The 26,314-nt window shown below is 55.0% G+C and carries 24 protein-coding genes; 10 read left to right on the top strand and 14 right to left on the bottom strand.

Annotated features, from left to right (window positions below):
• Nucleotides 1-115 precede the first annotated feature (115 nt).
• Together CMQ96_RS22745 and CMQ96_RS22740 are read right to left on the bottom strand one after the other, a co-directional pair.
• Nucleotides 116-1,459: an APC family permease gene (locus CMQ96_RS22745; protein ID WP_004128506.1), complete on the bottom strand. Its 1,344-nt coding sequence runs from the start codon at nt 1,457-1,459 to the stop codon at nt 116-118.
• Nucleotides 1,456-2,367, bottom strand: coding sequence for an acetamidase/formamidase family protein (locus CMQ96_RS22740; RefSeq protein ID WP_004137247.1), 912 nt, complete (start codon nt 2,365-2,367; stop codon nt 1,456-1,458). Before CMQ96_RS22740 ends, CMQ96_RS22745 begins: the two co-directional genes overlap by 4 nt.
• Nucleotides 2,368-2,887: 520 nt before the next feature.
• On the opposite strand from CMQ96_RS22740, the gene CMQ96_RS22735 reads away from it, so the two are divergent.
• Nucleotides 2,888-4,987, top strand: a complete 2,100-nt coding sequence (locus tag CMQ96_RS22735; protein WP_098067362.1) for a DUF262 domain-containing protein — start codon at nt 2,888-2,890, stop codon at nt 4,985-4,987.
• 45 nt (nt 4,988-5,032) lie between these two features.
• Here the strand turns inward: CMQ96_RS22735 and symE are convergent, their stop codons facing one another.
• The 6 genes from symE to CMQ96_RS22705 all read right to left on the bottom strand — a co-directional run bounded on the left by symE (nt 5,033) and on the right by CMQ96_RS22705 (nt 13,588).
• Complete coding sequence (gene symE, locus CMQ96_RS22730) at nt 5,033-5,371, bottom strand: endoribonuclease SymE (RefSeq protein WP_098067361.1); 339 nt, start codon at nt 5,369-5,371, stop codon at nt 5,033-5,035.
• 214 nt (nt 5,372-5,585) lie between these two features.
• On the bottom strand, nt 5,586-7,346 hold the full coding sequence (locus CMQ96_RS28705) for a restriction endonuclease subunit S (protein ID WP_098067360.1): 1,761 nt from the start codon (nt 7,344-7,346) through the stop codon (nt 5,586-5,588).
• Entirely contained in the window at nt 7,346-8,815 is a 1,470-nt protein-coding gene (locus CMQ96_RS22720) for a type I restriction-modification system subunit M (RefSeq protein WP_098067359.1), read from the bottom strand. Before CMQ96_RS22720 ends, CMQ96_RS28705 begins: the two co-directional genes overlap by 1 nt.
• A 74-nt stretch (nt 8,816-8,889) precedes the next feature.
• A complete protein-coding gene (gene hsdR, locus CMQ96_RS22715) occupies nt 8,890-11,313 on the bottom strand; it encodes an EcoAI/FtnUII family type I restriction enzme subunit R (RefSeq protein ID WP_098067358.1) in 2,424 nt (807 codons plus the stop codon).
• Nucleotides 11,314-11,359: 46 nt separating this feature from the next.
• Nucleotides 11,360-12,148: a hypothetical protein gene (locus CMQ96_RS28955; RefSeq protein ID WP_255256994.1), complete on the bottom strand. Its 789-nt coding sequence runs from the start codon at nt 12,146-12,148 to the stop codon at nt 11,360-11,362.
• A gap of 27 nt (nt 12,149-12,175) precedes the next feature.
• Nucleotides 12,176-13,588 (bottom strand): PLP-dependent aminotransferase family protein, encoded by a 1,413-nt coding sequence (locus CMQ96_RS22705; RefSeq protein WP_004137263.1) that lies wholly within the window; start codon nt 13,586-13,588, stop codon nt 12,176-12,178.
• A 177-nt stretch (nt 13,589-13,765) separates the two neighbouring features.
• Between CMQ96_RS22705 and CMQ96_RS22700 the strand changes: the two genes are divergently transcribed.
• The 4 genes from CMQ96_RS22700 to CMQ96_RS22685 all read left to right on the top strand — a co-directional run bounded on the left by CMQ96_RS22700 (nt 13,766) and on the right by CMQ96_RS22685 (nt 16,739).
• Nucleotides 13,766-13,930, top strand: a complete 165-nt coding sequence (locus CMQ96_RS22700; protein ID WP_004098259.1) for a DUF1127 domain-containing protein — start codon at nt 13,766-13,768, stop codon at nt 13,928-13,930.
• A gap of 216 nt (nt 13,931-14,146) precedes the next feature.
• Nucleotides 14,147-14,611, top strand: a complete 465-nt coding sequence (locus tag CMQ96_RS22695; RefSeq protein WP_024360439.1) for a MarR family winged helix-turn-helix transcriptional regulator — start codon at nt 14,147-14,149, stop codon at nt 14,609-14,611.
• A 6-nt stretch (nt 14,612-14,617) separates the two neighbouring features.
• Nucleotides 14,618-15,685 carry an HlyD family secretion protein gene (locus tag CMQ96_RS22690; protein ID WP_098067357.1) on the top strand — a complete coding sequence of 356 codons (1,068 nt, stop codon included), beginning with the start codon at nt 14,618-14,620 and terminating at the stop codon, nt 15,683-15,685.
• Nucleotides 15,675-16,739 carry a DUF2955 domain-containing protein gene (locus CMQ96_RS22685; protein ID WP_004133209.1) on the top strand — a complete coding sequence of 355 codons (1,065 nt, stop codon included), beginning with the start codon at nt 15,675-15,677 and terminating at the stop codon, nt 16,737-16,739. Before CMQ96_RS22690 ends, CMQ96_RS22685 begins: the two co-directional genes overlap by 11 nt.
• 2 nt (nt 16,740-16,741) lie before the next feature.
• On the opposite strand, the gene CMQ96_RS22680 is transcribed toward CMQ96_RS22685, so the two are convergent.
• Nucleotides 16,742-17,656, bottom strand: coding sequence for a LysR substrate-binding domain-containing protein (locus CMQ96_RS22680; RefSeq protein WP_024360438.1), 915 nt, complete (start codon nt 17,654-17,656; stop codon nt 16,742-16,744).
• A 312-nt stretch (nt 17,657-17,968) separates the two neighbouring features.
• Here CMQ96_RS22680 and CMQ96_RS22675 point away from each other — a divergent pair, with 312 nt between their 5' ends.
• Genes CMQ96_RS22675 through CMQ96_RS22665 form a run of 3 tightly spaced genes read left to right on the top strand, consistent with a single transcriptional unit; the run spans nt 17,969 to nt 20,236 of the window.
• On the top strand, nt 17,969-18,652 hold the full coding sequence (locus tag CMQ96_RS22675) for a nucleoside recognition domain-containing protein (RefSeq protein WP_004133206.1): 684 nt from the start codon (nt 17,969-17,971) through the stop codon (nt 18,650-18,652).
• The gene (locus tag CMQ96_RS22670) at nt 18,645-19,112 is read left to right on the top strand and encodes a YjiG family protein (RefSeq protein WP_004128539.1); all 468 of its coding nucleotides are present in this window, start codon (nt 18,645-18,647) and stop codon (nt 19,110-19,112) included. Before CMQ96_RS22675 ends, CMQ96_RS22670 begins: the two co-directional genes overlap by 8 nt.
• Nucleotides 19,113-19,132: 20 nt before the next feature.
• Nucleotides 19,133-20,236: a M20 peptidase aminoacylase family protein gene (locus CMQ96_RS22665; RefSeq protein ID WP_024360437.1), complete on the top strand. Its 1,104-nt coding sequence runs from the start codon at nt 19,133-19,135 to the stop codon at nt 20,234-20,236.
• 38 nt (nt 20,237-20,274) lie between these two features.
• Here CMQ96_RS22665 and CMQ96_RS22660 read toward each other — a convergent pair whose 3' ends face one another.
• From CMQ96_RS22660 to CMQ96_RS22645, 4 genes are all read right to left on the bottom strand, one after another.
• Complete coding sequence (locus tag CMQ96_RS22660) at nt 20,275-20,529, bottom strand: DUF3343 domain-containing protein (RefSeq protein WP_004133202.1); 255 nt, start codon at nt 20,527-20,529, stop codon at nt 20,275-20,277.
• A complete protein-coding gene (gene yjiL, locus CMQ96_RS22655) occupies nt 20,526-21,293 on the bottom strand; it encodes a putative 2-hydroxyacyl-CoA dehydratase activator YjiL (protein ID WP_004133200.1) in 768 nt (255 codons plus the stop codon). The genes CMQ96_RS22660 and yjiL overlap by 4 nt, the downstream gene beginning before the upstream one ends.
• Nucleotides 21,294-21,301: 8 nt before the next feature.
• The gene (locus CMQ96_RS22650; RefSeq protein ID WP_098067356.1) at nt 21,302-22,453 is read right to left on the bottom strand and encodes a double-cubane-cluster-containing anaerobic reductase; all 1,152 of its coding nucleotides are present in this window, start codon (nt 22,451-22,453) and stop codon (nt 21,302-21,304) included.
• 82 nt (nt 22,454-22,535) lie between these two features.
• On the bottom strand, nt 22,536-22,775 hold the full coding sequence (locus CMQ96_RS22645; protein ID WP_004133196.1) for a DUF2164 domain-containing protein: 240 nt from the start codon (nt 22,773-22,775) through the stop codon (nt 22,536-22,538).
• Between the two features lie 373 nt (nt 22,776-23,148).
• Between CMQ96_RS22645 and CMQ96_RS22640 the strand changes: the two genes are divergently transcribed.
• Nucleotides 23,149-24,360: a phosphoadenosine phosphosulfate reductase gene (locus CMQ96_RS22640; protein ID WP_098067355.1), complete on the top strand. Its 1,212-nt coding sequence runs from the start codon at nt 23,149-23,151 to the stop codon at nt 24,358-24,360.
• Nucleotides 24,360-24,986, top strand: a complete 627-nt coding sequence (locus CMQ96_RS22635) for a ParB/RepB/Spo0J family partition protein (protein WP_004133192.1) — start codon at nt 24,360-24,362, stop codon at nt 24,984-24,986. The genes CMQ96_RS22640 and CMQ96_RS22635 overlap by 1 nt, the downstream gene beginning before the upstream one ends.
• Nucleotides 24,987-24,996: 10 nt before the next feature.
• Here CMQ96_RS22635 and mdtM read toward each other — a convergent pair whose 3' ends face one another.
• A complete protein-coding gene (gene mdtM, locus CMQ96_RS22630; RefSeq protein ID WP_176519004.1) occupies nt 24,997-26,238 on the bottom strand; it encodes a multidrug efflux MFS transporter MdtM in 1,242 nt (413 codons plus the stop codon).
• Nucleotides 26,239-26,314 lie beyond the last annotated feature (76 nt).

Raw genomic sequence — 26,314 nt, 5'->3', positions numbered from 1 at the left:
GCCCGGACACGGCATCCGGACCGCCATCAGAGAGAACTGGCCGGTTCTTTCTGACGGGTTAATCATACAAGCCCGGACAGGCGCAACGCGCCGCCTCCGGGATAGATAAATTGCGTTAGCCTTCCAGCTTCAATTCCACATTGCGCTTGAGCACCAGGCGCATCAGCAGGTAATAGACCACTCCAACCGCCAGCCAGCTCAGCCCCAGTACCTTCGCCTGCGCGTCCATTTCATAAATAACAAAGCCGATAATGCACAGGCCCACCACCGGGAACAGCAGGTGCACCACCAGATTGCGCGATTTCTGACGAATGATGTAATGGTTTATCACGGCGATATGCAGCACCAGGAAGCCCATCAGCGCGCCGAAGTTCACCAGACGGCTGAGGTTATCGATATCGCCGTAGAACCACAGGCCGGAAGCCAGCGAAATCAGCGCCACAAACAGGGTGCTGACGTAAGGCGTTTTCAGCCGCGGGTGCACTTTCGCCAGCAGCTGCGGCAGCTGCTTATCGCGCGCCATCGCAAACAGAATACGCGACACGGCGGCCTGCGCTACCAGGGCGTTGGCAATCCCCCAGGAGATCACCGTCGACCACATGGTGACATACTTCAGCCAGCCGCCGCCCGCCAGATTCGCGGTATCGTAGAAGGCGGTATCGAGGCTGCTAAACGTCATGCCCTGCGCCAGATCGGCGGCAATCCACGTCTGCAGGATAAACAGCGAACCCACCAGCATCAGCGCGCCCAGCGACGCCTTACCCACGGTATCTACGCCGCCTTTCGTTTCCTCCGACAGCGTGGAGATCCCGTCGAAGCCGAGGAACGAGAGCACGGCGATGGAGACCGCGCCCATCACCAGCGGCAGGCTGAACTTATCGGCGTTGTAGAGCGGGTCGAGGGTCAGATGGCCCGCCCCGGCGCCGGAGTAGAGCGCAATCAGCCCCAGCACGACGAACACTGACAGCACCACGATCTCCGCGATCAGAATCGTGTTATTGGCGCGTGCGGTAAAGGTAATGCCGCGCAGGTTAATCAGGCTGTTAATCGCGATAAAGCCGACAATCCACAGCCAGCCCGGCACGCCCGGCAGCATGGGCGCCAGCGCCGCCGCGCTGACGATATAGAGCAGCGACGGCACCAGAATATAGTCCAGCAGGATCAGCCAGCCGGCAAAAAAGCCGACAATCGGATGAATACCGCGCTGGGCATAAGCGTATACCGAGCCGGAAACCGGAAACGCGCGCGACATCGACCAGTAGCTCATGGCGGTAAAGAACATCGCCACCATACCGATGAGATAGGCCAGCGCCACCATGCCCTGCGCGCCGTCCCAGACGTAGCCAAAGACGCCAAACGGCGCGATGGGTACCATAAATATCATGCCGTAGACCAGCAGATCGCGGAACGTCAGCGCCCGATGCAGCTCCTGCTTATAGCCAAATTGTTCAACGCTCATGCCCGCTCCCCTTCGATGCTCAGGGAGAGCTGTTCAGCCACTGACTTTGGTAACGCATAGCGGCAGGTTTTCAGCGGATCGACAACCTGACAGATTTGCAGGTCGCCCGCAATGCTCAGGATGCTGATGGCGTCTGCCAGCATCAGGGAGGTATTGTCGGCGATAAAATGCGCCATATTGCGGGTAGCCATGGCGGCGGCATCATCGAGTGTCAGCGCCGAGGCGAGGGTAAACAGGGTCTCGCTGTTTTCGAGCATCGGCAGCGGCAGGCGGCGGTTTTTAACCACCGTCAGTTCGACCAGTACTTCGCCGGGGATTTCCAGACCGCAGACCGAGACTTCGCCATCGCCCATCGCGGCGTGTAAATCCCCCAGTCCGAACAGCGCGCCGGGGACGTTGACCGGCAGCCACAGGGTGCTGCCGGCGGTAATCATTTTGCAGTCCATATTGCCGCCGTGGCTATCCGGCGTGCCGCAGGAGATGGCTTCCCCGGCAGGCGCGACGCCGATCACGCCGACCATCGGATTAAGCGGCACGCGCACGTTGCCGGGCAGTATGGCATGGTCGTTTTCAATGGGCACGATGGTGACCTTCGGGGCATCGAGCTCGTCGCCAATCACCCCCAGCTGCGGTGCGGTGACCATCACCGCCTGATTGCTGCTTAGGGTAATGCGTTTGATGGTGACCTTGAGCGCATCGCCCGGCTCGGCGCCCTCGACGTACACCGGCCCGGTCGCCGGGTTAATACGCTGCCAGTCCAGTTCGTTGAACACGGCATCGGCGGAGGTGATTTGGTCGGAGAAGCAGTCGCAGGTTTCGAACAGCACTTCACTTCCGCTGCTGACGGTAGCGACAGGAGCGTTATCCCGCGACATGGCGTAAACCACCCGATCTTTGGTTATTTTCATGACATTCATCCCGGTTATATTGTTGTGTTTTTTATATTTAGAGTTTCCCGTATAGGGAATGAGTGAATGTATCGGGATTATTATGGGAAGGCAATCAGGTCAGGCTTTTCAAAAATAAATGATATATATTTGCTGGTGAATCATGCGGTTAGATATATTGGTGGGGTTTTCTTATATGCTGGTTATTTAGCAAAAAACTTTTTGTTATATTGTCTTTAGTTGTCATTCGCTAATTGTTTACTGTTATGGGGTTATTATCCAGCATATTACGCTGCAGCGTGCGGCAGTATGATTTTAAAATATGCGGTGATATGAGCGCATTGTAAGGTCTTAGGTGCCTGGAGAAGAGAAATCCCGGAGGCGGCGCTTGATGCGCCTGTCCGGGCTACCGGCCCGCAGACGGCTGAAACGCACTGCGTCGGTTCACAATCCCGCGCTGTATTGAGTATTTACATTTAACTTACTCATGGGCGTGGTTATTATTGGTGAACTTGATGCTTCACGGAAGAGAACGCTAAAAATGAAAGCCACAGAAGCCCGTTTACTTGATTTTCTCAAACGCTCACAGCAATTCGTTATCCCAATCTATCAACGCACCTATTCATGGTCTAAGCAGCAGTGTCTTCAGCTTTGGGACGATATTATTCGTGCCGGACAGCGCGACGATATCTCTGCACATTTTATCGGCTCCGTTGTTTATATTGAGCAGGGGCTGTATCAGGTGTCGGGGATTTCTCCGTTGCTGGTTATTGATGGTCAGCAGCGTCTGACCACCGCAATGCTGCTGCTAGAAGCGCTATCCCGTCACCTTGGCGATGAAGAGCTGATTGATGGCTTCTCCGCGATGAAATTACGTAACTACTATTTGCTCAACCCTTATGAGTCCGGGGAGAGGGGCTATAAGCTGCTGCTGACAGAGACCGATAAAGACAGCCTGCTGGCGCTGATTAAGCAAAAACCGCTGCCTGAAAACGGTTCGCAACGTATTGCGGCTAATTTTGAATTCTTTGATGAACAAATCAGTAAATTAGGCGATGACCTGATTTCGCTGTGTCGTGGGTTATCTAAGCTATTGATTGTCGACGTGGCGCTCAATCGCGGGCAGGATAACCCGCAGCTGATCTTTGAAAGCATGAACTCAACGGGGAAAGCGCTCAGCCAGGCCGATTTAGTGCGCAACTTTATTCTGATGGGGCTGGAGCCGGAGCATCAGACGCGGCTGTATGATGACCACTGGCGGCCGATGGAAATTGCTTTCGGGCAGAAAGGCTACAGTGAATATTTCGACAGCTTTATGCGCCATTATCTGACGGTCAAAACGGGGGATATTCCCCGTACCGATGAAGTGTATGAAGCCTTTAAGCTGCATGCGCGCAGCCTGCCTGTCGCCGAAGCGGGCGTTGATGCGCTGGTGGCGGATATTCAACGCTATGCGGAATATTTTTGTGCGATGGCGCTGGGCAAAGAGAGCGATAAGTCTCTCGCGACTGCGTTTCAGGATTTGCGCGAGTTAAAGGTCGATGTTGCCTATCCATTCCTGCTGGCGCTGTATCACGATTATCATGAGGGTGATTTATTGCCCAACGATTTCCTGAGTGCAATAAGGCTGATTGAGTCGTATGTTTTCCGCCGTGCTGTTTGCGGTATTGAATCTAACTCGCTAAATAAAACCTTCGCCACGTTTTATAAGGTATTAAATAAAGAAAACTATCTGGAAAGTATTCAGGCGCATTTACTGGAACTGCCGAGCTACCGACGTTTTCCGGATGATGATGAATTCAGCCTTAAATTAAAAGAGCGCGATCTGTATAACTTCCGCAGCCGCAGTTACTGGCTGCGTCGCCTGGAAAATTATCAGCGTAAAGAGCGCGTGGCGGTGGATGAATATACGATTGAACACATTATGCCGCAGAATGAAAAACTGCCGGCAAAATGGCGTGAAGAATTGGGCAGCGACTGGCAGCGGATACATAAAGAACGGCTGCATACGCTGGGGAATCTGACGTTAACCGGCTATAACTCGCGTTACAGCGATAAACCCTTTGTGGAAAAACGCGATATTGCTGGTGGTTTCAAGGAAAGCCCGCTGCATTTAAACGCTGGGTTAGGGCAGTGCGAGAAATGGGATGAAGCGGCAATGGATGCGCGGGCCGAGCGTCTGGCGAAGCGTGCCGTTCAGGTCTGGGGCGCGCCTGCGCTGAGCGAAGAGGTGCTGAGCCAGTATCGTCAGCAGCCTGAAAAAACCATGAACTACAGTTTGTCGGACTTCCATCAACTGGACGTTGGTTCGCACAGCCGGATGCTGTTTGACCAGCTGGCACCGGAAATTTTAAAGCTGGATGCAAGCATCACCCAGGAGGTGCTGAAGCTGTATATTGCCTTCAAGGCGGAGACCAATTTTGTCGACGTGGTACCGCAGAAAAGCCGACTGCGCCTGTCGCTGAATATGCCGTTCCATGAGCTGGTTGACCCGAAAGGAATGGCGAAAGACGTAACGGATCTTGGTCGCTGGGGCAATGGTGATGTGGAGGTCGGTTTCAGCGATATTGCTCAGCTGCCGTATGTGATGGGACTGATCCGCCAGGCGTTTGAAAAACAGATGGATAGCGCGGCGGTTTAGCCTCGATGTCAACCCGGCAGCGCAGAGGCTGCCGGGTGACTGGTTTTAATGTTTCCGCCTGCGGGGCTTGTCGCCAATCACGGCAATAAACTCCTGCACCTGCTTCTGCTTGCGCGCCGACAGCTTATGCAGCTGGCGCAGAGACTCTACCAGTTCGGGCTCTGGCTGCTTCGCGGTAATCACGATACAGCCTTCCATTACTTTGATATCAATTTTAGTGCCGGTGGCAAAACCGGCGGTTTCCAGCCACTGGCCTTTCATGATAATCGCCGGAATCCGCTGATGATCTTCAAAGCGGCTCGCATAGCTGACGGTGCCTTTACGGTTATTTTCCGGGGAGACTTCTGGATCGGTGAATTCTGCAATAGAATGCGGGGTAGTCATGATGGCTATTCTCCTGAAATAGTGATTGTGATTAGCAAGGCGCTCGTGTTGCAGCACGGGCGTCTTGCGAAAAATACCTGTACATATCATCAGGGAATAGACGGAAAGTCCAGCTGAAAATGAATGAAAATAACGGCGGGAATAAAGGGAAAGATTATTTCTGGTGATGGGAAGAAAGCGGCTATTTAGCCGCTTTATTGGTTTCTGGGGCGGGTTAATTTATGGCGGTGTCGGTGAGGGCGTCGGCCAGGTGGAGTTGGGTTTGTTGGGCGGATTTGGTGAGCTCTAATAGAGTTTCTATCATTGTATATAATGCATTAATTTTATTTTGTATTTTATTCTGCTCATTTTCTGGCGGAACAGGGATTAATAAATGAGAGATATCTGCCATTTTTAAGTTCGGCTGCAAACCTGAATTATTAAATCTATCTTGGTAATGCTTTAATACGAATAAGCTCTTTAAAAAAAGATAATAATACTCTGAGAAATGAGATAAACGGATTGCACAAACTCGTTGGTTAAGAAGAGCATTGTGGTAGCTATCGGGACAAATACAAATTTTTAACCCGGAGCTAATATATGGTCTTGTCATGGCAATAATCATGTCACCAGAATAAACTCTGAAATTATGGTATGACTTGTTAAAATCAGAAGGGAGGTAATCTTGTGACTCTATGAATTCGTGTACTCCCACATTGGTTATTTTTATACATTTCGTTCCAGCCGACTCATTGAAATCTTCACTTTTAAAGGCATTACCGGAGAAAATATAAGCTATCTCCTCTAAGCGACACCACTCCCACCCCTCAGGCAGTTCAAACAGTTTTTCCTCATCACTAATCGGTGGCAACGGTTTTTGCTTTTTCATTTTGCCGTCTTTTACCAACTGTGCTTTTTCCAGCGCAATACGTTTGAGCAGTTCAGAAGCCGGTTCGTCGTTCGGATCCTGCGGCACCAGTTTACCCATCACCGCCAGTTGCAGAATGGTCTGTTTTAAGGCGTCAATGCTGGCTTCGGTGGAAAACAGCGTGTCGAAATGCTCGCTGATATGCGCCCAGTTTTCGGCCAGTTCATCGGCGTTCTGGCTGTCGGTTAGCGTGGTTAGCAGGGTTTCAACCAGCTGTTGATGGGCGTCCAGACTGGTCAGGGAGTGCTGTTCCAGTTGGTCGCAGAGGGACATGAGTTCATTTGCCCTTGAGACAATTTTTAGTTGTTCACTCAATGGTGGCAAAGGAAATAATATTTTCGATACAATTGCCCCTGAGACTTCTTTAAATGTAGTTCCACTTGCCTCTGCATCTATTTTTTTTGCGGATGCCATTAGGAAGTAATATATATATTCTGCACTCTCTTTGATATATGGAACACAAGATTTAAAACCCTGGTTTGTTGATAGTTCTGCATCGGCTATCGCGACATATCCAATTGGTGCTCGGCTAGAGAAAAGCACACTCCCTTTTGGCATTAACCTAGCGGATGAGTTTGACAGTCCTTCGGGTGAAATATCACGGGATCCAGACGAAATGTACTTCCCTTTGAGCCCGTAGAGGTCTGCCGGAGTAAGCCACTTAATACCATTTTTGGCCCAGTATTGTGGATTATCTGACTTTGGCGTACCTCCACCGACTATTTCGCCTACGGTCGCCAGTGTTACCCACTCCCACCCCACCGGTAGCTCAAACGGTTTCTCCTCCTCGCTAATCTCCGGCAGCGGCTTCTGTTTTTTTATCTTCCCCTGCTTCACCAGCTCGGCCTTTTCCGCCGCAATACGCTCCAGCAGCACCGACGCCGGTTCATCGTTCGGATCCTGCGGCACCAGCTTGCCGCGCACCGCCAGCTCCAGAATCAGCTCGCGCAGCTTCTTAATGCCGTACAGGTCAATCTTACCCGAGCTGCCGCGCCCCGCCGTGGAGCGGGTTTGCCGCGCTGTGGTCCAGGTGTCGATATGGTCAACAATCAGTTTTTCCACCGCCATCAGTTAGCCTCCTTGCCGGAGAGCGCCGCGCCGAGGATATCGCGCAGCTGGTGGCGCAGGGTCTGGATCTCCTGCTGCTGCTTCGCGTACTGCGCCAGCAGTTCGTCCGGATCGTGGCTGACGGTTTCCGCCTGGTGCGGGTTCTTGATATCGAGGTTAAAGTTGCGGGCAATCACCTCGTCGATGCTGACCTTCCACGCCTGCTCGTTCTCGACGCGGCTGGCGAAGCCGTCTGCCTCGTTGCCCCACCAGTCGATCTCGGCCTGGAACTCGTCAAACTTCATCGGCTTGGTTTTGCTGTAGTTCTTCACCCCCGCCGGGTACGGGTGCTCGTAGAACCAGATGTCTTTGGTCGGCTGGCCTTTGGTAAAGAACAGCAGGTTGGTTTTGATCCCGGTGTACGGGTTAAACACGCCGTTCGGCAGACGCACGATGGTGTGCAGGTTGCACTCCTCGGTGAGCAGCTTTTTGATTTTGGTTTTCACGCCTTCGCCAAACAGCGTGCCGTCCGGCAGCACCACCGCCGCGCGGCCGTTTTTCGCCAGCACTTCAATAATCAGTTGCAGGAACAGATCCGCCGTTTCGCGGGTCTGCATCTCTGCCGGGAAGTTCTTCTCGATGCCGTCTTCTTCGGTGCCGCCGAACGGCGGGTTGGTGACGATCACATCCAGCTGTTCATCCCACGACGACAGCGGCTTGTTGAGGGTGTTGTCGTGACGAATTTGCACCGGCACTTCGATACCGTGCAGCAGCATATTGGTGGTCGCCAGCAGGTGAGGAAGCTGTTTTTTCTCCACGCCGTGGATCTGCTGTTGCAGCGTCTGGTGATCGGCCACGCTCTTCACGTAGTTGTTTTTTACGTGATCGAACGCGCAGGCGAGGAAGCCGCCGGTGCCGCAGGCCGGGTCCATAATCGACTCGCCGAGTTTCGGATCGACGCGATCGACCATAAAGCGGGTGACGGCGCGCGGGGTGTAGAACTCACCAGCATTGCCCGCCGATTGCAGATCTTTGAGGATCTGTTCGTAAATGTCGCCGAACAGGTGACGCTCGCTGGCGCTGGTGAAGTCGATTTCGTTCAGCTTGTTGATCACCTGACGCAGCAGGGTGCCGTTTTTCATGTAGTTATAGGCATCGCTGAACGCCTGTCTGACCACAAAGCCGCGCGGGTTCTTGTCGATGGGGGCGGTGAGGTTTTTCAGCGCCGGGAACAGGTCATCGTTGACGAACTCCAGCAGGGAATCACCGGTAATGCCCTCGGCGTTCGCCGCCCAGGTGCGCCACAGGTAGCGCTGCGGGATCGGGTACTGATAGTTATCCTGCTCCAGTTCCAGCGCCTCTTCCTGGGCGTCGAAGATTTTCAGAAACAGCAGCCAGGAGAGCTGGCCGAGGCGCTGCGCATCGCCGTCCACGCCGGCGTCTTTGCGCATAATGTCCTGTAAGGATTTGATAACTGAGCTGATTGACATGATGTGTTCCATGTTTCATTAACAATAAGGCCTTCTGCTGCGTGCTGGCAGCAGAAGGCGCAAAAGGGGAGTGGTTACGCGGAGCGGGGCGGTAAGTGGTAGATTTCGCTCTCCAGCTCGCTGATGGCCTGATTATACCCGTTACGGTCGCCGAATCCGCTTTTAATGATCTCCGGCAGCGTACCCATGCTGTCGAACGGCTTGAGCTTCAGCACCTGAATACTCTCTATTTCCTGCACGCCCGCGTCGGCGTATTTATCCAGCAGCGTATTCAGCACCGCCTGCGCGGCGTCGGAATATTTGGTGAAGTAGTTGCGCTTGCGCACGTTCTCCGCCCGCTCTTTGCGGGTTAACGGCGGCTGACCATACACCACGTGGCACAGCATGTCGAACGGGTCGAGCTCTTTACCGACCTCTTCCGCCAGCACTTCCCAGATAATCCCCTGCTGCTCCAGTTCCTTGATGATGGCCTCTTTGCGCTCGGCGCCCTGCCATTTGCGGGTGAAATCATCCAGCGAGGCGTACTCTTTGAGCAGCGTTTTGCGGGTGTAATCTTTGAAGGATTCGGTGACCAGCTTGCCGTCGGCGTCGTAATACTGCACGCGCTGGGCGATCACGCCGACGGCGACGCCGTTGACGTGAAACTTACGCACTTTGTTTTCATCATCTTCCGGCAGCGGGCCGACATCATCAGAACCGGTGACGGTATACGGCGCGGGATCTTCATCGACACCGGTGATGTCGTCTTCGGTCTCTTCTTCGTGTTCGTCGAACTGCTCTTCAAAATCAGACTCCGGGTCGGCGATATCTTGCGGCGTGGTGTCCATCACTTTTTCCGGGATGCCGTCGAAGCGTTCGTCGGCGAACAGTTCGGTGGCCTTTTTGAAGTCGAGGATGGTGAACCATAGCTTGCCGTAGCGTTCATCGATGCGGGTGCCGCGGCCGATGATCTGCTTGAATTTGGTCATCGACTGAATATTTTGGTCCAGCACCACCAGTTTGCAGGTTTTGGCGTCGACGCCGGTGGTCATCAGCTCGGAGGTGGTGGCGATAACCGGATACTCTTTTTTGGGATTAATAAAGTTATCCAGCTGGGCTTTGCCAATGTCGTCATCGCCGGTGATTTTCATCACGTACTTGTCGTTCTTTTTGACCTGTTCCGGGTTGAGATTGACCAGCGCACGGCGCATCCGCTCCGCGTGATCGATGTCGTTACAGAAGATGATGGTTTTATCCATCGGGTTGGTGCGTTTGAGGTAATCGGTAATGGTTTTCGCTACCAGTTTGGTGCGCTCATCGATCACCATCGTGCGGTCAAAATCTTTCTGGTTGTAGATACGGTCGTCGATCAGCTCACCGTTTTTATCCGTCTGGCCTTTGGTCGGGCGCCAGCCCTGGAGATCGACGTCGATGTCGACGCGCACCACTTTATAGGGAGCAAGGAAGCCGTCTTCGATACCTTCTTTCAGCGAGTAGATATACACCGGGTCGCCGAAGTAATCGGTGCTGGAGACTTCATGAGTCTCTTTCGGCGTGGCGGTTAAGCCAATCTGCGTGGCGGCGCTGAAATAGTCGAGGATTTCGCGCCACGCGCTATCTTCCGAAGCGCTGCCGCGATGACATTCGTCGATCACAATCAGGTCAAAGAAATCCGGCGCTACCTGTTTAAAGGCCTTTTGATCTTCTTCCGGGCCGGTGATGGCCTGGTACAGCGCGAGGTGGATTTCAAAGGCCGGGTCGATGGTGCGCCCGGTGACCTTGGTCATCGCCGTGCCAAACGGCAGGAAGTCGTTGTTTTTGGTCTGATCGACCAGAATATTGCGATCGGCCAGGAACAGGATCCGCTTCTTACTTTTCGCTTTCCATAAGCGCCAGATGATCTGGAAGGCGGTATAGGTTTTGCCGGTGCCGGTTGCCATCACTAGCAGAACGCGGTTCTGCCCGGCGGAAACGGCTTCAATCGTTTTATTGATAGCCTGTAACTGGTAATAACGCGGCGCTTTGCCGCTGCCGTCGTCGTAGTAGTCCTGGGTAATTACCGGAAGTTGGGCTTCGGTGTAACCTTTCCAGACGCAGTATTTTTGCCACAATTCGTCAGGCGTTGGGAATTCATCGAGGGTAATTTCTCGCTCAATCTTGCCGGTTGCCGTTTTATCATGGAAGATAAAGCCATCGCCGTTAGAAGCAAACGCAAAGGGAATATCCAGTAGGTGGGCATAGCCCAGCGCCTGCTGCATGCCTTTGCCGATTTCATGTTTATTGGCTTTGGCTTCGATCACCGCCAGGGGCATGTTTAATTTGTGGTAGAGCACGATATCGGCGGATTTCACCGTTCTGCGCGCCGCAACCTTACCGCGCACGATGACTTTACCGTCCCGGAGTTTGACTTCTTGTCTGATTTGCGTTGTGTCGTTCCAGCCAGCATCAAGGATGGCGGGCATAACACGTTTGGTGATGATGTCTGCTTCCGTCAGGGTACTCAGGTTCAGGTCAGCCATAGTTCTCTCTTTACGTGAACAGGAACCTTCTGATTTTACATAATTATCAATTCCGGGAGAAGATATTTATACACTCATTCAGGTATAGATTTTTATCGATTTTATTAATCTGTGAGGGATTTATTTTTAAATCATAAAATAATTCGCAGAATTCTTTCTTGTTCACCATTCCCTTTCCGTCTACTAATTTTATTTGATTAGCTGAATAATAAGAGATGCTAATTGATAAGAGAAGGATAATTGCACTGGATGGTTTTTTGTAATACATCGACAAGTAACGAAATGATGGAGCTATTAATAGTCTGAATGTAAGTGTAAGAACAAGTAATGCCAGTATAAAACCTATCATTAGATCAATGTTGCCAGATGGTCTGTTAAAATCTCCAGTAAGGAAAATTCTGTTGATTGCTATGCAAAACAAGAAGAATATTATTACATTAATAACCGCGTAGGTTTGAAGCACCTGAAAAAAATAAACACTATGACACACATTTTTTTTAAATCGAGTTGCTGTAGACATGCACAGCCAGAAAAAGACTCCAAACTTTATAGGTTGGATTAACAAAAGAATGTACCAATATAGTTGATTGAATATTAATTTAAAGCTAGTTATGGGAGCTAATTTTATTGAAAGAAAACTGAATGCAGCCATCAATGAGCCTACAATTAGTATTGATTTTAATAAATTAGCGCCAGAATTTACCAAGGGAGCATATTCATGGGTGCCGTCATATATTTCCGGGTGTTTAATGAATATATACATTTCCGAGAGGAAATCATATCCTGGAATAATTTTTAATGCATTGGTCGAAAATTTTTTTAAGTTGCTTTCCATATATTTTCCATTAGTTAAGATGAAGAATCACTCCATCGCCACCTTCACCGCCATGCCCAGCTGCACCATCACCTCTTTATGCTTCTCAATCGGCGGCAGGGCGCAGTTGATCCTTAAGCAGTTGCGATACTTCCCGGATGCTGAAAACAGCGATCCCGGCGCGACCTGGATCTTCAGCCGGCACAGCTGCTTCGCGACGCAGACCATGTCCACCTGCTCCGGCAGCTCGACCCACAGCATAAAGCCGCCTTTCGGGCGGGTAACGCAGATTCCGCAGGGGAAAAACTCCCGCAGCCAGCAGGTGTAGATCTCCATATTACGCTGATAGATCTGCCGCATCCGCCGTACGTGGCGGTGGTAGTGGCCTTCGCGAATAAAGTTACAGGCCGCCAGCTGGGTGGAGGGGACGTTGGTGCCGCTCGCGGCATACTTCATTTGCAGCAGACGATCGTAATAACGGCCGGGGGCAATCCAGCCGATGCGCAGGCCGGGAGCGATGGTTTTGGTAAACGAACTGCAAAGCATCACCCGGCCGTCGATATCCCAGGAATGGATCGTGCGCGGGCGCGGGTATTCGGTCGCCAGCTCGCCGTAGATATCATCCTCAAAGATAACGATATCGTGGCGCTGGGCGAGGCATAGCACCGCCCGCTTGCGGGCATCCGGCATGATAAATCCCAGCGGATTATTGCAGTTGGGGACCAGGATCACCCCTTTGATCGGCCATTGATCGAGCGCCAGCTCTAACGCCTCGATGCTGATCCCGGTTTCCGGATCGGTGGGGATCTCGATGGTTTTTAGCCCTAATCCGCGTAGCATCTGCATGGTGCCGTAGTAGCAAGGGGATTCGACGGCGACGATATCGCCGGGCTGGCACACCGACAGCAGCGCCAGCGACAGCGCGCTGTGGCAGCCGCTGGTAAGCACCAGATCGTTGGCGGTGACCACCGAACCGCCGTCGAGCATCAGGCGGGCGATCTGTTCGCGCAGTTCGCGACGCCCGGCCAGCTCGTCGTAGTTCAACACTTCGCTAAGGTTGTGCTGAATTGCCCGGCTCAGCTCGCGCCAGATAGGCTTCAGGCTCGGCTGAGTGACGTCCGGCGAGCCGCCGCCGAAGGGGATAATCGATTTATCGTGGCGGGCGTCGAGCATGGTCAGCACCTGATCCCACTGAGTGATCTCTACCGGGCGCTGGACCGGCCGCGACATCGGCGGCACCGGCGGCTGAGCTTTACGCGGGGCCACGAAATAGCCGGATCGCGGCTGCGGCACGATCAGCTGCTGCTGTTCCAGCGTCTGGTAGGCCTGCTGAACGGTGCTGATGCTGACGCCGTGTTCCTGGCTCAGGCTGCGTACCGACGGCAGCTTTTCGCCGGGGCGATACAGCCCCTGTTCGATGCGTTCTGCCAGCAGGCTGGCCAGATGTTGATAGCGGGTCATGCTGTATCCTTGATCGTCGCCATACAGATCAATAAACCAGTACAGATTGGCGGTAAAAATGAGGTCTGCTGTACGTTTTAGCGAATCTGTATGTTAAAGAAAAGTATTTTGTGAATCTGTATTGTTTAGCCCCGGATCCGTGAAGATAAAGCCTCTGGCAAGGTGAGGAGGTAGAGGATGGAATTTCACGAGAATCGGGCAAGACAGCCGTTTATCGGCTTCGTATTTCTGGCGCGGATAATCAAAAAATGGTGGCTTCGCGAACAAACACGCAGAACATTGCAGCGAATGAGCGACGAACAGCTAAAAGATGTCGGACTGCGCCGGGATCAGATCAATTAAAAAGTGCGATTTTTTACCCGGCATTTCCCCGGAGGCGGCGCCTGACGCGCCTTGTGCGGGCTACCAGATCGCGCAGAGCCGTAGCCCCGGTAAGCACTAGCGTGACCGGGGATGATACATTCATAGAATTTATCAATTCATGCTTATCAATTCTTCGTTTCTTGATACTTATCGTGATAAGTATTATTTTCTTCGCAGCTAAGTGAGGAAAATAAGATGACCGAAGACGATCTGTTTGCCCAGCGCCCGATGGGCATGCGCATGGCGATGGTCGTGCGCCAGTGGCGCGCGATTATTGATTCTGCCATTACCGACACCGGTCTGACCCAGTCAAGCTGGACGGTGCTGATGCAGCTGCACCAGCTGGGTGAGAACGTCTCGGTCAGCGAGCTGGCGGAGGTGCAGGGCATTGAACTGCCGCCGCTGATGCGCACCCTCACGCAGCTGGAAAAGCAGGGCTATCTGCTGCGTTCAACATCGCCTTATGACAAACGCATCCGCCTGCTGACGCTGACGGCGGAAGGCCGCGCTATTCTGGAGAAGCTGAACCGCGTGATTGAGACCTATCAACAGCGCGTCACCGAAACTATCCCTGAAGCGCAGCTCGCCGCCTTTAGCGCCACGTTAAATCAAATCGCCTGCAATCTGCGGACTATCCGCGAAGAAGATAACAAGATCTAAAACACTATGATGACCCCTGAACAGAAATTTGCCCGCTGGGTAAGGGTGAGTATTGCCGCCTTCCTGGCCATATTCGCCTGGTTTATCGTTGCCGATATCTGGATCCCGCTCACGCCGGACTCCACCGTGATGCGCGTGGTCACGCCGGTCTCGTCGCGCGTCTCCGGCTATGTCTCCCATGTCTATGTGCACAACAACAGCCAGGTGAAGAAGGGCGACCTGCTCTATGAACTGGATCCGACGCCGTTTATCAATAAAGTGGAAGCGGCGCAAATCGCCCTTGAACAGGCGAAACTCAGCAACCAGCAGCTGGACGCGCAGATCGCTTCTGCCCGCGCCAACCTGCGCACCGCCCAGTACACCGCGCGCAACGATAAGGTGACCTTCGATCGCTACCAGCGCCTGAGCACCATGCAGAACGTCTCCCAGTCGGATCTGGATAAAGTGCGCACCACCTGGCAGACCAGCGAGCAGTCGGTCAGCGCGCTCAACGCCAGCATCCAGAATCTGCTGATCCAGCGCGGCGAGCGCGACGATGCGCGCAACGTCACGTTGCAGAAGTACCGCAACGCACTGGAAGAGGCGCAGCTTAACCTTGGCTGGACCAAGGTGCGCGCCGAAACCGACGGCATGGTGAGCAACCTTCAGCTTAACCCCGGTCTGTACGCCACCGCCGCCACGCCGCTGCTGGCGCTGGTCAGCAATCAGACCGATATCGTCGCCGATTTCCGCGAGAAGAGCCTGCGCCACACCGGCGTCAAAACCGATGCCGCGGTGGTGTTTGATGCGCTGCCGGGGAAAGTCTTCCGGGCGCACGTCACCAGCAGCGATGCCGGTATTCTGGCCGGACAGGAAGAGGTCAATGGCCAGCTGTCGCAGCCGGAGCAGTCTACCCGCTGGGTGCGCGACGCGCAGCGCATGCGCATTCACGTCGCGCTTGATGAGCCGCTGGATAAACCACTTCCCACCGGGGCCCGCGCGACGGTACAGCTCTATAACAGCGATGGCCCGTTCGCCCGCACCTTTGCCGGCGCGCAGATCCATCTGGTGAGCATGCTGCACTATGTCTATTAATACCCTGGCGCGGGTTTTCACCCCGCACGGCAACATCGTCTATACGGCCAACGATTTTCGCCAGACGCTGCGCATCGCCGTGGCCGGCACTATCGCGCTGAGCATTTCGACCTTCTACGACGTGCAGTACGGCGTCTTCTTCGTGGTTTATCCGCTGATGCTGCTGTCGCTGGTGCCGGTGTTTAACCGTCACGTGGCGCGGCAGTTTGTGTTCAGCGCGGCGGTAAACTGCGTCGAAATGGTGCTGATCGTCGGCTATCTTTCGCAGTGGCCGGTGATGATGACGCTGGTGGTGTTTGGTCTGTACGTGATGCGCTTTCGCTTTATGAGCCAGGGGCCGCTGTTTCTGCTGGGGTCGATGGGCGTGGTGTGTCAAAGCACGATGCTCAACTTTATGAGCTATCCCACCAGCAACTGGCACACCCTGATGTTCTCCAATATGGAGGCCTGCGTGATGGCGGTGGCGCTGAGCGCATTGCTTAACTACTTCATCCCGGACGTTGAACCACGCAAGCCGCCGCCGCGCATTGAAAAAGACGCCGCCCGTATTCGTCATGAATCGCTGCTCTCCGGCAGCGTGGCGACGATGATCTTTGTGATCTTCCAGGTTTGCGATCTGAGCGACTCGCTGTCGGCGCTGATGGCGGGGATTTTAATTCTGTTCCCGATGCACTATCGCGGCGCGGTGATCAGCTCGATCTGGCGGGTGGTGGGGGTGGTGCTGGCCTGCCTTTATATTCTGGTGGTGCAGCTGATTATCTACGACTTCAGCAACCATATGCTGCTGATGATGCCGCTGATTGGCCTCGGCCTGGCGTTTAGCGCCCGCCTGCACGTGATGGAGAAAGTGGGTGCCGGCGTTGGCTTTGCCAGCATCACCACCATCGGCATCATGTTCGGCCAGAACCTGCATCCCGACCAGGACCTGGTGTTCAGCGATCTGTACCGCATCACTTCCGTCACCGTGGCGCTGATCGTCACGCTGACCATGGTCTTCCTTATGCATCGGCTGCTGAACTGCTTTGCGCCAACCCGGTTTGTGGTGACCGAATAAGCTCAGGCCGCCAGCGCCCGCTGCGCGTCGCGAAAAGCGTTGTGCAGCAGCCGCCACATATGATGCGCCGCCGGAGAAAAGCGGCGGTCGGAGTTGCGTAGCAGGTGGCACTGGGCGCTGCTGGCGATAGGATGGTCAATGGGGACCGCGGTCAGAATACCGTGGGCGATCGCTTCCCGGGCGGCGTATGCGGTCATAAAAGAGATCCCCAATCCCGCCTGGCTCAGGCTCATGGCGGTGGAAAAGAGGTTACAGCGATAGGCCGGATGAAACTGCCGTCCGGCGGTTTTAAACATGGCGTTCATATGGCGCTGCAGGCCAAAGCTGTCGGTGAGCGCGATCAGGCGATATTGCGTGAGCTCATCGATGGTGACGGCGCGCTGGGCTGCGATGGGATGCTGTGGCGAGACCACCGCGCAGATAGGGCCCCACTGAAAGCTGTGGCGTTTAAGCTCCGGGTTGCCGATGGGGCCGAAGGCGACCGCCATATCCGCTTCGCCGCTGGCGATATCGTTGAGCATCTCCTGCATGCTGCCGACACTAATATCCACGAACACGTTAGGCCAGGACTGCGAAAAGGTGCTCATCACCGATTCAATAAAGGTGGTGACCAGCCCGCCGCCAATCCTCACTGAAATTGTCCCGCCGCGCATGTGGCGTAAATCCTTCAGATGGCTTTCCAGCTTTTCCCGGCGTTGACGGCTTTCGAAGTAGTCCTCCGCCAGCAGACGTCCGGCTTCGGTAAGCACCACGTTTCGCCCCTGGCGTTCCAGCAGCGGCAGCTCCAGCGCCCGTTCCAGCTGCGCTATCTGGCGGCTGATGACTGACGGGTTGATACCCAGCATATCGGCGGCCCGGCGAATGCCTCCCTGAATCCCGACTTCATACAGATAGCTCATTGGCCTCTCATGCAACATCGTTTCTCGCTCCTTTGTTGACCTGCGGTCAACAATAACACCCTTTCACAGGTATTTATCATCCCGGCGAGTTATAGATAATCGTAATTCGGACAAAAACTGGCAGGGAGGAAAATTCTCATCGCTTATTCCCGGCTTGCTATTAAGGTGGCAAGGCTCGGGAAGTTAAAGAATAAGAAATGGTGATGATGCTGATTAAGGGAATATGGAAAAGCTTATCAGTGAAAATAATAAATTCGAATAACAATAAATTGACAAAATTTCAAATTGCAAACAATCGCACTAACATTTCATTATGTGAGAGGACAGGCTATGAGTGAAAATAAAACGTTGGAATGTTCCTCCGACGAAACGACAAATGAGTGGAAAGTCGGGCCCGGAGCCTGGATTTCACTGATCATCGTATTGTTAGTTTTCTCCGGATTATTGTTTAAGGTTGAAGGCATGGCCTGGCTGGGGGCGTTTGACTTTACCACCCTCGGCGGCGCGTTCGGCACCATGAAAACACCGGAAACCAACACCTTTATCGGTAGCGGCGGCATCAGCGCCAAGGCCGGCTTCCTGTTTGCCCTGTCGCTGGTGCCGACGGTGATGCTGGCGCTGGGGCTGCTGGAGATATTTACCCACTACGGGGCGATCCGCGCGGCGCATAAGCTGCTGACCCCGCTGCTTCGCCCGCTGCTCGGGATCCCGGGCTATACCGGCCTGGCGCTGATTACCGATTTACAGAGTACCGATGCCGGCGCGGCGCTGACCAAAGAGCTGTATGACAGCGACAAAATAAATCGTAAGGATCTGGTTATTATGGGCGCCTGGCAATATTCCGGGGCCGGTCTGATTAATAACTACTTCTCAATTGGCTCAGCGCTTTTCGCTTCGTTAACCATTCCTATCATTATTCCGCTGCTTTTAATGTTTGTGCTGAAATTTGTCGGCGCGGCAATCACGCGTCTGGTTCTGAATACCGCTTATAAAAGGGATTTTGAAAATGAATAATTCGGCAAAAGTCGGCAGTAACCCGTTCGATATTTTCGTTATCGGCGCGCGCAAAGGATTTAATATCGCCATCAACAATCTGATGCCGAATGTATTAATGGCCTATGTGATCGCTGAAATGCTCAATTTGCTCGGCGTGATGCAGATCATCGGCCACGTCTGCGCGCCGCTGATGGGCCTGTTCGGCCTGCCGGGGGAAGCCATTACCGTATTGCTGACCTCCTGGCTTTCCGCCTCTGCGGGAACCGGCGTGGCGGTGAGCCTGTTGAGCAAAGGTACCCTCAACGTGGCGGATATCACGATTCTGATCCCGGCGATTTTCCTCATGGGTTCGCAGCTGCAGTACATGGGGCGTCTGCTCGGCGTAGCGGATGTCCCGAAAAAATATTGGCCGCTGCTGATGGCGGTGAGCATTATCAATGCCGTCATCGCCATGCTGGTCATGCGCGTGATTGCATAATAGAAGGCAAGGAGTAAGACGTGTCGCGAACATTAGAGCATTTCAATTATCTGCATCAAATCCCGGAGCTGGGCTTTGAAGAGTACAAAACGTCGGCATACATCGGCGATGCATTAGAAGCCGCGGGGTTTCAGGTGCAGCGCAACGTCGGCGGCACCACCGGCATTGTTGCGCTGCTGGATAGCGGTAAGCCGGGGCCGGTCGTGGCGCTGCGGGCAGATATGGATGCGCTGGGCCATATCATCGATGGCCGCTTAGAGGCTCGCCATACCTGCGGTCATGACGGTCACTCTTCGGTGGTGTTGACCGCCGCGGAAGAGATCCTCACCGAAGGGCTGGTAAAGCGCGGGAAGCTGAAAATACTCTTTCAGCCCGCTGAAGAGCTGGGCACCGGGGCGATCGCGCTGACGGAAGCGGGCGTGCTGGACGACGTGGAGATGCTGTTCGGCTTCCATCTCAGGCCGCTGGAGGAGTGTCCGAAAGGCAAGGCGGTGCCGGCGATGTACTACTCCGCCTCGGCGACGGTGATGGTCGATTTCCACGGCAAAGCCGCACACGCCGCCCGACCTCATCTGGGCGTTAACGCGCTGGACGCCGCGTCGCACGCGGTGCAGGCGGTAAACGGGATTCATCTGGCGCCTTCGCTGACCTGGAGCGCTAAAGCGACGCGCTTTCTGTGCGATGCGGGAGTGACCAACTCGGTGCCGGCGAAAGCGCACGTGTGCTGGGATCTGCGCAGCGCGGAAAATGAGGGCATGGCGACGTTGAAAGAGCGGGTGGTGCGAGCGATAGAGAGCAGCGCGGCGGCTTACGGCGCCACCGTCGATATCCAGATCGTCAAGGAGATGCCCGCCGCGATTATCGACGAACAGGCTACGGCTATCGTCAGCCAGGCGATTCGCGAAACGTTTGGCGAAGCCGGCTTAACGGCAGCGAAGAGTACGCCGGGCAGCGAGGACTTTTTCCACTACCTGCGCCTGCGTCCACAGGTGAAGGGCGGGTTCTGGGGGCTGGGCTGCGACCTGCTGCCGGGGCTGCATCATCCGGAGATGCGCTTCGACCGCGCCGCGCTGGCGGATGGCGTGCGGGTGTTTAAATCCTGCGTTCGCCAGCTGCTGGGGTGAGGGACTAAACCCGGATATTGTGCTCGCTTCACGCCGGGTTACGCCTGCTGCGGAAACTGAGCCAGCAGCTGATAATCATCCCCGGCGACGCGAAACAGGGTTGCCGTGTGGCCGGGGAGAATCCACTTCTGCTCTTCGCCCGGCTCACAGCGCAGATAAATGCACAGCCCGCAGCCGCCGCGCAGCTGGCGCGGAATGTCCTTCACCCGGAAGGTCGCTCCCGCCGCCTGCAGGGCTTTGCGCATCCGCACTACCCCCACCGTTGAGTGAAATAAAAACAGATATTCCGTCACCGGCGGCTCCTCTGACGTAAACCGATCAGCGCCGCGCCGATCGCCCCGGCAAACTGCGCGTCGGGATGCGTCTGCACCGCCATACCCACGTGCTCCTCCAGCCTCCGCGCGAAGGCGGCGCAGCGGCTGACGCCGCCGGTAAACAGCAGCGGGCCCTGCGCCGACAGGCGGCCGATAAAATTGGCGCTGCGTCGGGCCATGGCGTTGATCACGCCGGCGAGGATCGCCTCCGGCGGCACCCCGGCCGAACGCAGGCTGATGACCTCGGATTCGGCGAACACCGTGCACATACTGGTAATCGCATGGGGCTCAACGCCTTCGGTGATGCTGTCGAGCTGGTCGACGCTGGCCCCCAGCGTACGCGAGATCACCTCCAGAAAGCGCCCCGTGCCCGCCGCGCATTTATCATTCATCAGAAAATCGGTGAGATTACCCGCGTCGTCCAGCTGGATAACCTTGCTGTCCTGGCCGCCGATATCGATGACCGTCCGGGTCTGCGGGGCCAGCAGCCGCGCGCCGAGCCCGTGGCACGAGATCTCGGTGACCTGCTTATCGGCAAAATCCACCAGCTGGCGACCGTAGCCGGTTAAGGTTAAAAAGGGGCGTTCGCTTAAGCCAGCGCGGAGCGTTTCCCACGCCTCAACGATGGCGTCGGCGGGGCGAAACGGCGTCGGACAGAGAAAGCGGCGCTGAATCACGCCATCGGCGAGCAGGATGCCTTTGGTGGCGGTCGATCCGGAATCAATCCCTACGGTAACGGTCACGCGCGCTCCTAAAGCATCTCAATAAAGGCCGCCACGCGGGTGCTGAGCTGGCCGAGATCCGCCATCGAATAGTCGGTCTCAATGGCGATATAGGGGATATCGTGCTGCTGGCGCACGTGGCGTTTTATCGCCAGCGACTCCACCGCGTAGGTATGGCAGGCCTGCAGAATGACGTCTACCACGCCGTCGGCCTGGTACTCTTCTACCATTTGACTGAGCAGGGACAGGCGCTGATCATTTGGCGAAATACAGGAGCAGCCGATGGCGAGATATTTATCGGTCAGGGCGTCGTAAACGTCACCCGTCTCCTCCACGCAGCGCTCGGTGGCTTTCGCGCCGGTGCAGTTTTCAAAACCGACCACCCAGCCGCCGTTGTCCTCAATGGCCTTCACCACTTTTTCCGCCGCGCCGCCGATCGGGCAGCCGGTGATCAGAATACGCGGCCGCGCCTCCAGCCGTTTGCCCTCTTGCCACTGCAGGCGCACCCGATCCGCCATGTCGTTGAGCTCATCGATCAGCGCCGCTTTATCGAAGCGGAAGGTCGCGCCGTAGACCACTTTTAAAATATCGCTGCCGCTGAGCGCGGGCGGGTTGAGCTGCCCGACGCGATAAAAGTTCGCCAGCGCCCGCCGTTCGCGGTTCTTGAGGATAATCGCCTCGCGCAGGGCGGCTTCGGTGATCGGCGTACCAAAGCGATCTTCCACCGCCTTCTGCAGGCGCAAAATTTCCGCTTTCCACAGCGCTCGCGAGGCATCATCGCTGGCGCTGTTCGGCAGCTGCATCACGTGCACGGCTTTGAATTCGGCCATGTATTCGTACATTTTCTTTTTGCCGTCGCAGGTGGTTTCGCCCACCACGAGGTCGGAAAAGTAGAAGTAGGGGCATTTGTCGGTCTTGCCAAAACCGTAGCTGCTTTTTATCAGCGGACAGAGGTTGCGCGGCAGATCCTTTTCCGCCTCTTCAATCGTCTCGTCGGAGGTGGAGCACAGCGACACCACCACCGCGCCGGCGGCCAGCGGAATTTCCTGCGGCATAAAGGTGCAGTAGGTGCCAACCAGCGGTATGTTTTGCTCTTTAAGCTCCATGACCGTGAGGAAACCCTGCTGGCGGGCTGCGGAGAAGTGGTCAAAGATGGCGGGTAGATCGGTGATAAGCGACATGGTTTTCCTTCCCCGTACACGGGAGATGATGAAAGAGGCCGCATTATAACCCTGTTTATTGTGTGTGTTTATTGATCTCCCGCTAATAGACTTTTTTCAGATCCATCTCTTCCTGAATCCGATCGCTCAATGCAAGGTGGGTGGCGATGGCCGCATCAATCCCGGCGTTATAAAACATTGGACCCAGCTCTTTCGCGATAAAGTCGACAAAGAATTCCGCGTCAAATTGCTCCAGCTCCAGCTCAAAATTCTCTTCGCAGTATTTACACAGCTTCTCGCGCAGCAGATCGCGTTGCGGCGGGCTGAGATCGATATCGCTCATAGCGTTCCTTAATCAATATTGTTACGGTGAATCAGGGCAGCTGATTATATCCGATCGCGGGGAGTCAGTTGTGATATGGCGTGATGTTTTTGGCCACAACGAGGTAGGTTGATTAAATCGCTCAGGAGCTAATTGTGACTGAGATCACAGTATTCTCGATAAAATGAAGATAATCAGAGGGATTCTCATAACCTCATGAATTTAAATGAGATAATATGGTTTTTATGATGTGAATAACATTTAGTTGCGCTCGCCTTTTTTCAGCATGTCGGTATCTGGATGAATAATCTATAGACCTGTTTTCAGGTTATCTGGCTTACGGATTTTTTCTATAAGTACATTCTGACGGCGATTCATTTATCAGGGGTGAAGGATGAAACGCGTAAAACTGGATATAAATGTTTTTGACGCTGCTCTGATGCGCCTGGATTGGGTATTTGATACTTTCGAGCAGGTCTGTTTATCTTTTTCCGGCGGTAAAGACTCGACGGTATTATTTCATCTGGCGGCGGCCGTTGCGCGTAAAAAAGGGAAAAAGTTTGCGGTATTGTTCGTGGACTGGGAAGCGCAGTATTTATTAACTATCCAGCACGTGCAAAATATGAAAGAGCGCTATCAGGACGTGGTAAGCCGCTTCTACTGGGTGGCGCTGCCGATGACCACGGTGAGCGGCGTATCGCAGCACGAGCCGGAATGGGTCGCCTGGCGGGCCGGGGTTGAATGGGTAAGGCAACCGCCGGATGATGCCATCACCGATGCCGGTTTTTTCCCTTTTTATCAGCCGGAAATGACGTTTGAAGCCTTTGTTCCGGCTTTTTCGCACTGGCTGGCCGCCGGGAGAAGTCTCGCTTCGCTGATCGGTATCCGCACCGACGAGTCGCTGCATCGCTACATGGCGCTTACCTCGCCGACCAAACTGCGCTTTGAGGACGATAAGCCATGGACCACCGCCTCGCCGGAAGGGTTTAGCTACACCTGCTATCCCCTCTATGACTGGCGGACCCGCGATATCTGGATCTTTAATCACAAGTCGCGGCTCCCCTACAACCCGCTCTATGACCTGATGCATCGCGCCGGCGTGCCGCTGAAAAATATGCGCGTCTGCGAGCCTTTCGGCCCCGAGCAGCGGCGCGGGCTGTGGCTTTATCACATACTTGAGCCGGAGACCTGGGAGCGGATGTGCCGTCGGGTATGCGGCGCGCACAGCGGCGCGATTTACGCCAACGCCAGCGGCGACTACTTTGCGCTGAAGACCAAAATCCGCAAACCGGCGCATTTTAGCTGGCGCGAATATGCGCTCTTTCTGCTCGATAGCATGCCGGAGAAAACCGCCGAGCATTACCGCAATAAAATCGCTATTTATCTGCACTGGTACCAGACCCGCGGTTTCCCTGACGATATCCCCGATGAGCAGGAAAAAGATCTCGGCTATCGCGATATTCCCTCATGGCGCCGTATCTGCAAGACGCTACTGAAAAACGATTTCTGGTGCCGGATGCTGTCGTTCAGCCCGACGCAGCCTAAGCACTATGAGCGTTACTGTCGGCTGGTGAGTAACAAACGTAAAGAGTGGAGGACGCTTTGATGTCACCGGATGTGGCTAAGACAGTGATTGAGTATCTCGAGTCGTTTGACGATGTTGACTTGAAAATCAAAGCGATTAACGAGCTGAAGAGCCTGATCCACCAGCACAGCCCCTTCTGCCGCGAGCCGGTGGACTGCGTGCTGTGGGTCGAAGCCAACACGGTTGAGGCGAATGACTACAACCCTAACGTGATGGCGACGGTGGAAAAAAAACTTCTGGAGCGTTCTATCGAACTGGATGGTTTTACCCAACCGGTAGTGGTAGCCCGCCAGCAGCGACGGCACCTGGTCGTGGACGGCTTTCACCGCCATCTGATTGGTAAGAGTCGCCCGGAGCTGAGCCGCCGTCTGCATGGTTATCTTCCGGTGACGCTCATCAATGCCGAACGCGAAGGGCAGAAAGAGCGTATCGCCGCTACCATTCGCCATAATCGCGCCAGGGGCAAACACCAGATCGCGGCGATGTCCGACATCGTCCGCGATTTACATCGCCAGGGCTGGGACGATCGGCGCATCGGCGAAGAGCTCGGTATGGATGCGGATGAGGTGCTGCGCCTGAAACAGATCAGCGGCCTGACGGAGCTGTTCGCCGACGAGAGCTTTAGCGAAGCCTGGACCGTGGAGTAGTCAATGTGCGCTACTCCTGCGCCAGCATGGCTTCCGGTCGCTGGCGTATCCGGCTTAATAAGCCTGCCAGACAGCACGCGGCCCCGATCCCCGCCGCCACCCCCAGCAGATGAAAAGGTAGCCTACCGCCGTTAAACCACAGCCAGCGCGCCGCTTCGATGGAGAGCGCGCTGACGCTGAGGATCACGATATTCAGCGACGCGGAAACGGTGCCCTTTGGCAGATCGTTAGAAAACAGAGTAAAGCGGAACAGCGTCGGGAAAATCAGCCCGATGCCGAAAGCATAGAAGCAGGTGCCGAGTACCGACCATAGCCAGACGTGCGGCCACAGCAGATTGCCGAGGATCAGGATCGCCAGCCCGATCATCTGGATAGGGACCGCGCGCCAGATAAAGCGCGGGCGGGTGGGATCTTTTACCCAGCGCGCCACCGACAGGTTGGCGATAATCACCGCGCTGAAGACCGGCGCCTGGGTCCAGGCGAACTCGGCGGTGGTTAAGCCGCCGTCGTCAATCAGGATAACCGGCGAGACCGCAACCCAGCTCATCAGTGGAATATAGCTGAGCGAGAGCGTGGCGGCGCCAAACAGAAAAATGCGGTTGCGGAAAACATCGCGGAAATCGCGCAGCACCCCGCTGGCGCTGAAGGGGACGTCGCCGCGCCGGACGGTCTCCGGCATATTCAGCAGCAGCCCCAGCCAGGCGATAAATCCCATGACGGCAATAATGCCGAGCAGCACTTTCCAGTGCACGAAGTGCATCAGCGCCGCGCCGGAGAGCGGGCCAACTATCGGCGCAATCAGCACGATCGAGGTAATAATCGCCATCAGCTTAATGGCTTTTGTCTGGCCGAACGCCTCCTGCACGGTGACGTAGCCGACGGTGGCGATAAAACAGATACTGGTGCCCTGAACAAAGCGCGCGGCAAGGAACTGCTCCATTGAGGTGGTGAACAGGGTCGCGAAGCAGGCCAGGGTAAAGATCAGCGCGCCGGTGAGCAGTACCGGACGGCGGCCGATACGATCGGAGAGCGGCCCGAGCAGCCACTGTAGCGCCATGCCGCCGGCCATATACAGGCTGACCGACGCGGGCGCCAGCGCCACGTCGGCGTCAAAGTCGCGCACCACGTGGATAATACCCGGCTGGATAAGATCGGTGGTCAGATAGGCGGCAAAGTCATAGAGGATCAGCGCTGCCGGGAAGAACAGGGTGGCGGAATGGCGGGCAAAAAAGCGGGTCATCCATTGCAACATCGGTGGGCTCCTTGTTGAGTCTCTACGCCATAAATAGCCGTTTATGCGCGCACTATTTCAGCACTTCACACTGCAA

It is taken from the genome of Klebsiella sp. MBT K-1, from assembly GCF_002556465.1.
Classification (GTDB): Bacteria; Pseudomonadota; Gammaproteobacteria; order Enterobacterales; family Enterobacteriaceae; genus Klebsiella; species Klebsiella grimontii.
Note: the sequence above shows the minus strand (reverse complement) of the source record. Positions and strands in the feature narration are given on the sequence as shown.

Bases quoted from the DNA above. Each gene is read 5' to 3' on its own strand.
- CMQ96_RS22745 (WP_004128506.1), bottom strand. From the start codon at position 1,459: ATGAGCGTTGAACAATTTGGCTATAAGCAGGAGCTGCATCGGGCGCTG.
- CMQ96_RS22740 (WP_004137247.1), bottom strand. From the start codon at position 2,367: ATGAAAATAACCAAAGATCGGGTGGTTTACGCCATGTCGCGGGATAAC.
- CMQ96_RS22735 (WP_098067362.1), top strand. From the start codon at position 2,888: ATGAAAGCCACAGAAGCCCGTTTACTTGATTTTCTCAAACGCTCACAG.
- symE (WP_098067361.1), bottom strand. From the start codon at position 5,371: ATGACTACCCCGCATTCTATTGCAGAATTCACCGATCCAGAAGTCTCC.
- CMQ96_RS28705 (WP_098067360.1), bottom strand. From the start codon at position 7,346: ATGGCGGTGGAAAAACTGATTGTTGACCATATCGACACCTGGACCACA.
- CMQ96_RS22720 (WP_098067359.1), bottom strand. From the start codon at position 8,815: ATGTCAATCAGCTCAGTTATCAAATCCTTACAGGACATTATGCGCAAA.
- hsdR (WP_098067358.1), bottom strand. From the start codon at position 11,313: ATGGCTGACCTGAACCTGAGTACCCTGACGGAAGCAGACATCATCACC.
- CMQ96_RS28955 (WP_255256994.1), bottom strand. From the start codon at position 12,148: ATGGAAAGCAACTTAAAAAAATTTTCGACCAATGCATTAAAAATTATT.
- CMQ96_RS22705 (WP_004137263.1), bottom strand. From the start codon at position 13,588: ATGACCCGCTATCAACATCTGGCCAGCCTGCTGGCAGAACGCATCGAA.
- CMQ96_RS22700 (WP_004098259.1), top strand. From the start codon at position 13,766: ATGGAATTTCACGAGAATCGGGCAAGACAGCCGTTTATCGGCTTCGTA.
- CMQ96_RS22695 (WP_024360439.1), top strand. From the start codon at position 14,147: ATGACCGAAGACGATCTGTTTGCCCAGCGCCCGATGGGCATGCGCATG.
- CMQ96_RS22690 (WP_098067357.1), top strand. From the start codon at position 14,618: ATGATGACCCCTGAACAGAAATTTGCCCGCTGGGTAAGGGTGAGTATT.
- CMQ96_RS22685 (WP_004133209.1), top strand. From the start codon at position 15,675: ATGTCTATTAATACCCTGGCGCGGGTTTTCACCCCGCACGGCAACATC.
- CMQ96_RS22680 (WP_024360438.1), bottom strand. From the start codon at position 17,656: ATGTTGCATGAGAGGCCAATGAGCTATCTGTATGAAGTCGGGATTCAG.
- CMQ96_RS22675 (WP_004133206.1), top strand. From the start codon at position 17,969: ATGAGTGAAAATAAAACGTTGGAATGTTCCTCCGACGAAACGACAAAT.
- CMQ96_RS22670 (WP_004128539.1), top strand. From the start codon at position 18,645: ATGAATAATTCGGCAAAAGTCGGCAGTAACCCGTTCGATATTTTCGTT.
- CMQ96_RS22650 (WP_098067356.1), bottom strand. From the start codon at position 22,453: ATGTCGCTTATCACCGATCTACCCGCCATCTTTGACCACTTCTCCGCA.
- CMQ96_RS22645 (WP_004133196.1), bottom strand. From the start codon at position 22,775: ATGAGCGATATCGATCTCAGCCCGCCGCAACGCGATCTGCTGCGCGAG.
- CMQ96_RS22640 (WP_098067355.1), top strand. From the start codon at position 23,149: ATGAAACGCGTAAAACTGGATATAAATGTTTTTGACGCTGCTCTGATG.
- CMQ96_RS22635 (WP_004133192.1), top strand. From the start codon at position 24,360: ATGTCACCGGATGTGGCTAAGACAGTGATTGAGTATCTCGAGTCGTTT.
- mdtM (WP_176519004.1), bottom strand. From the start codon at position 26,238: ATGTTGCAATGGATGACCCGCTTTTTTGCCCGCCATTCCGCCACCCTG.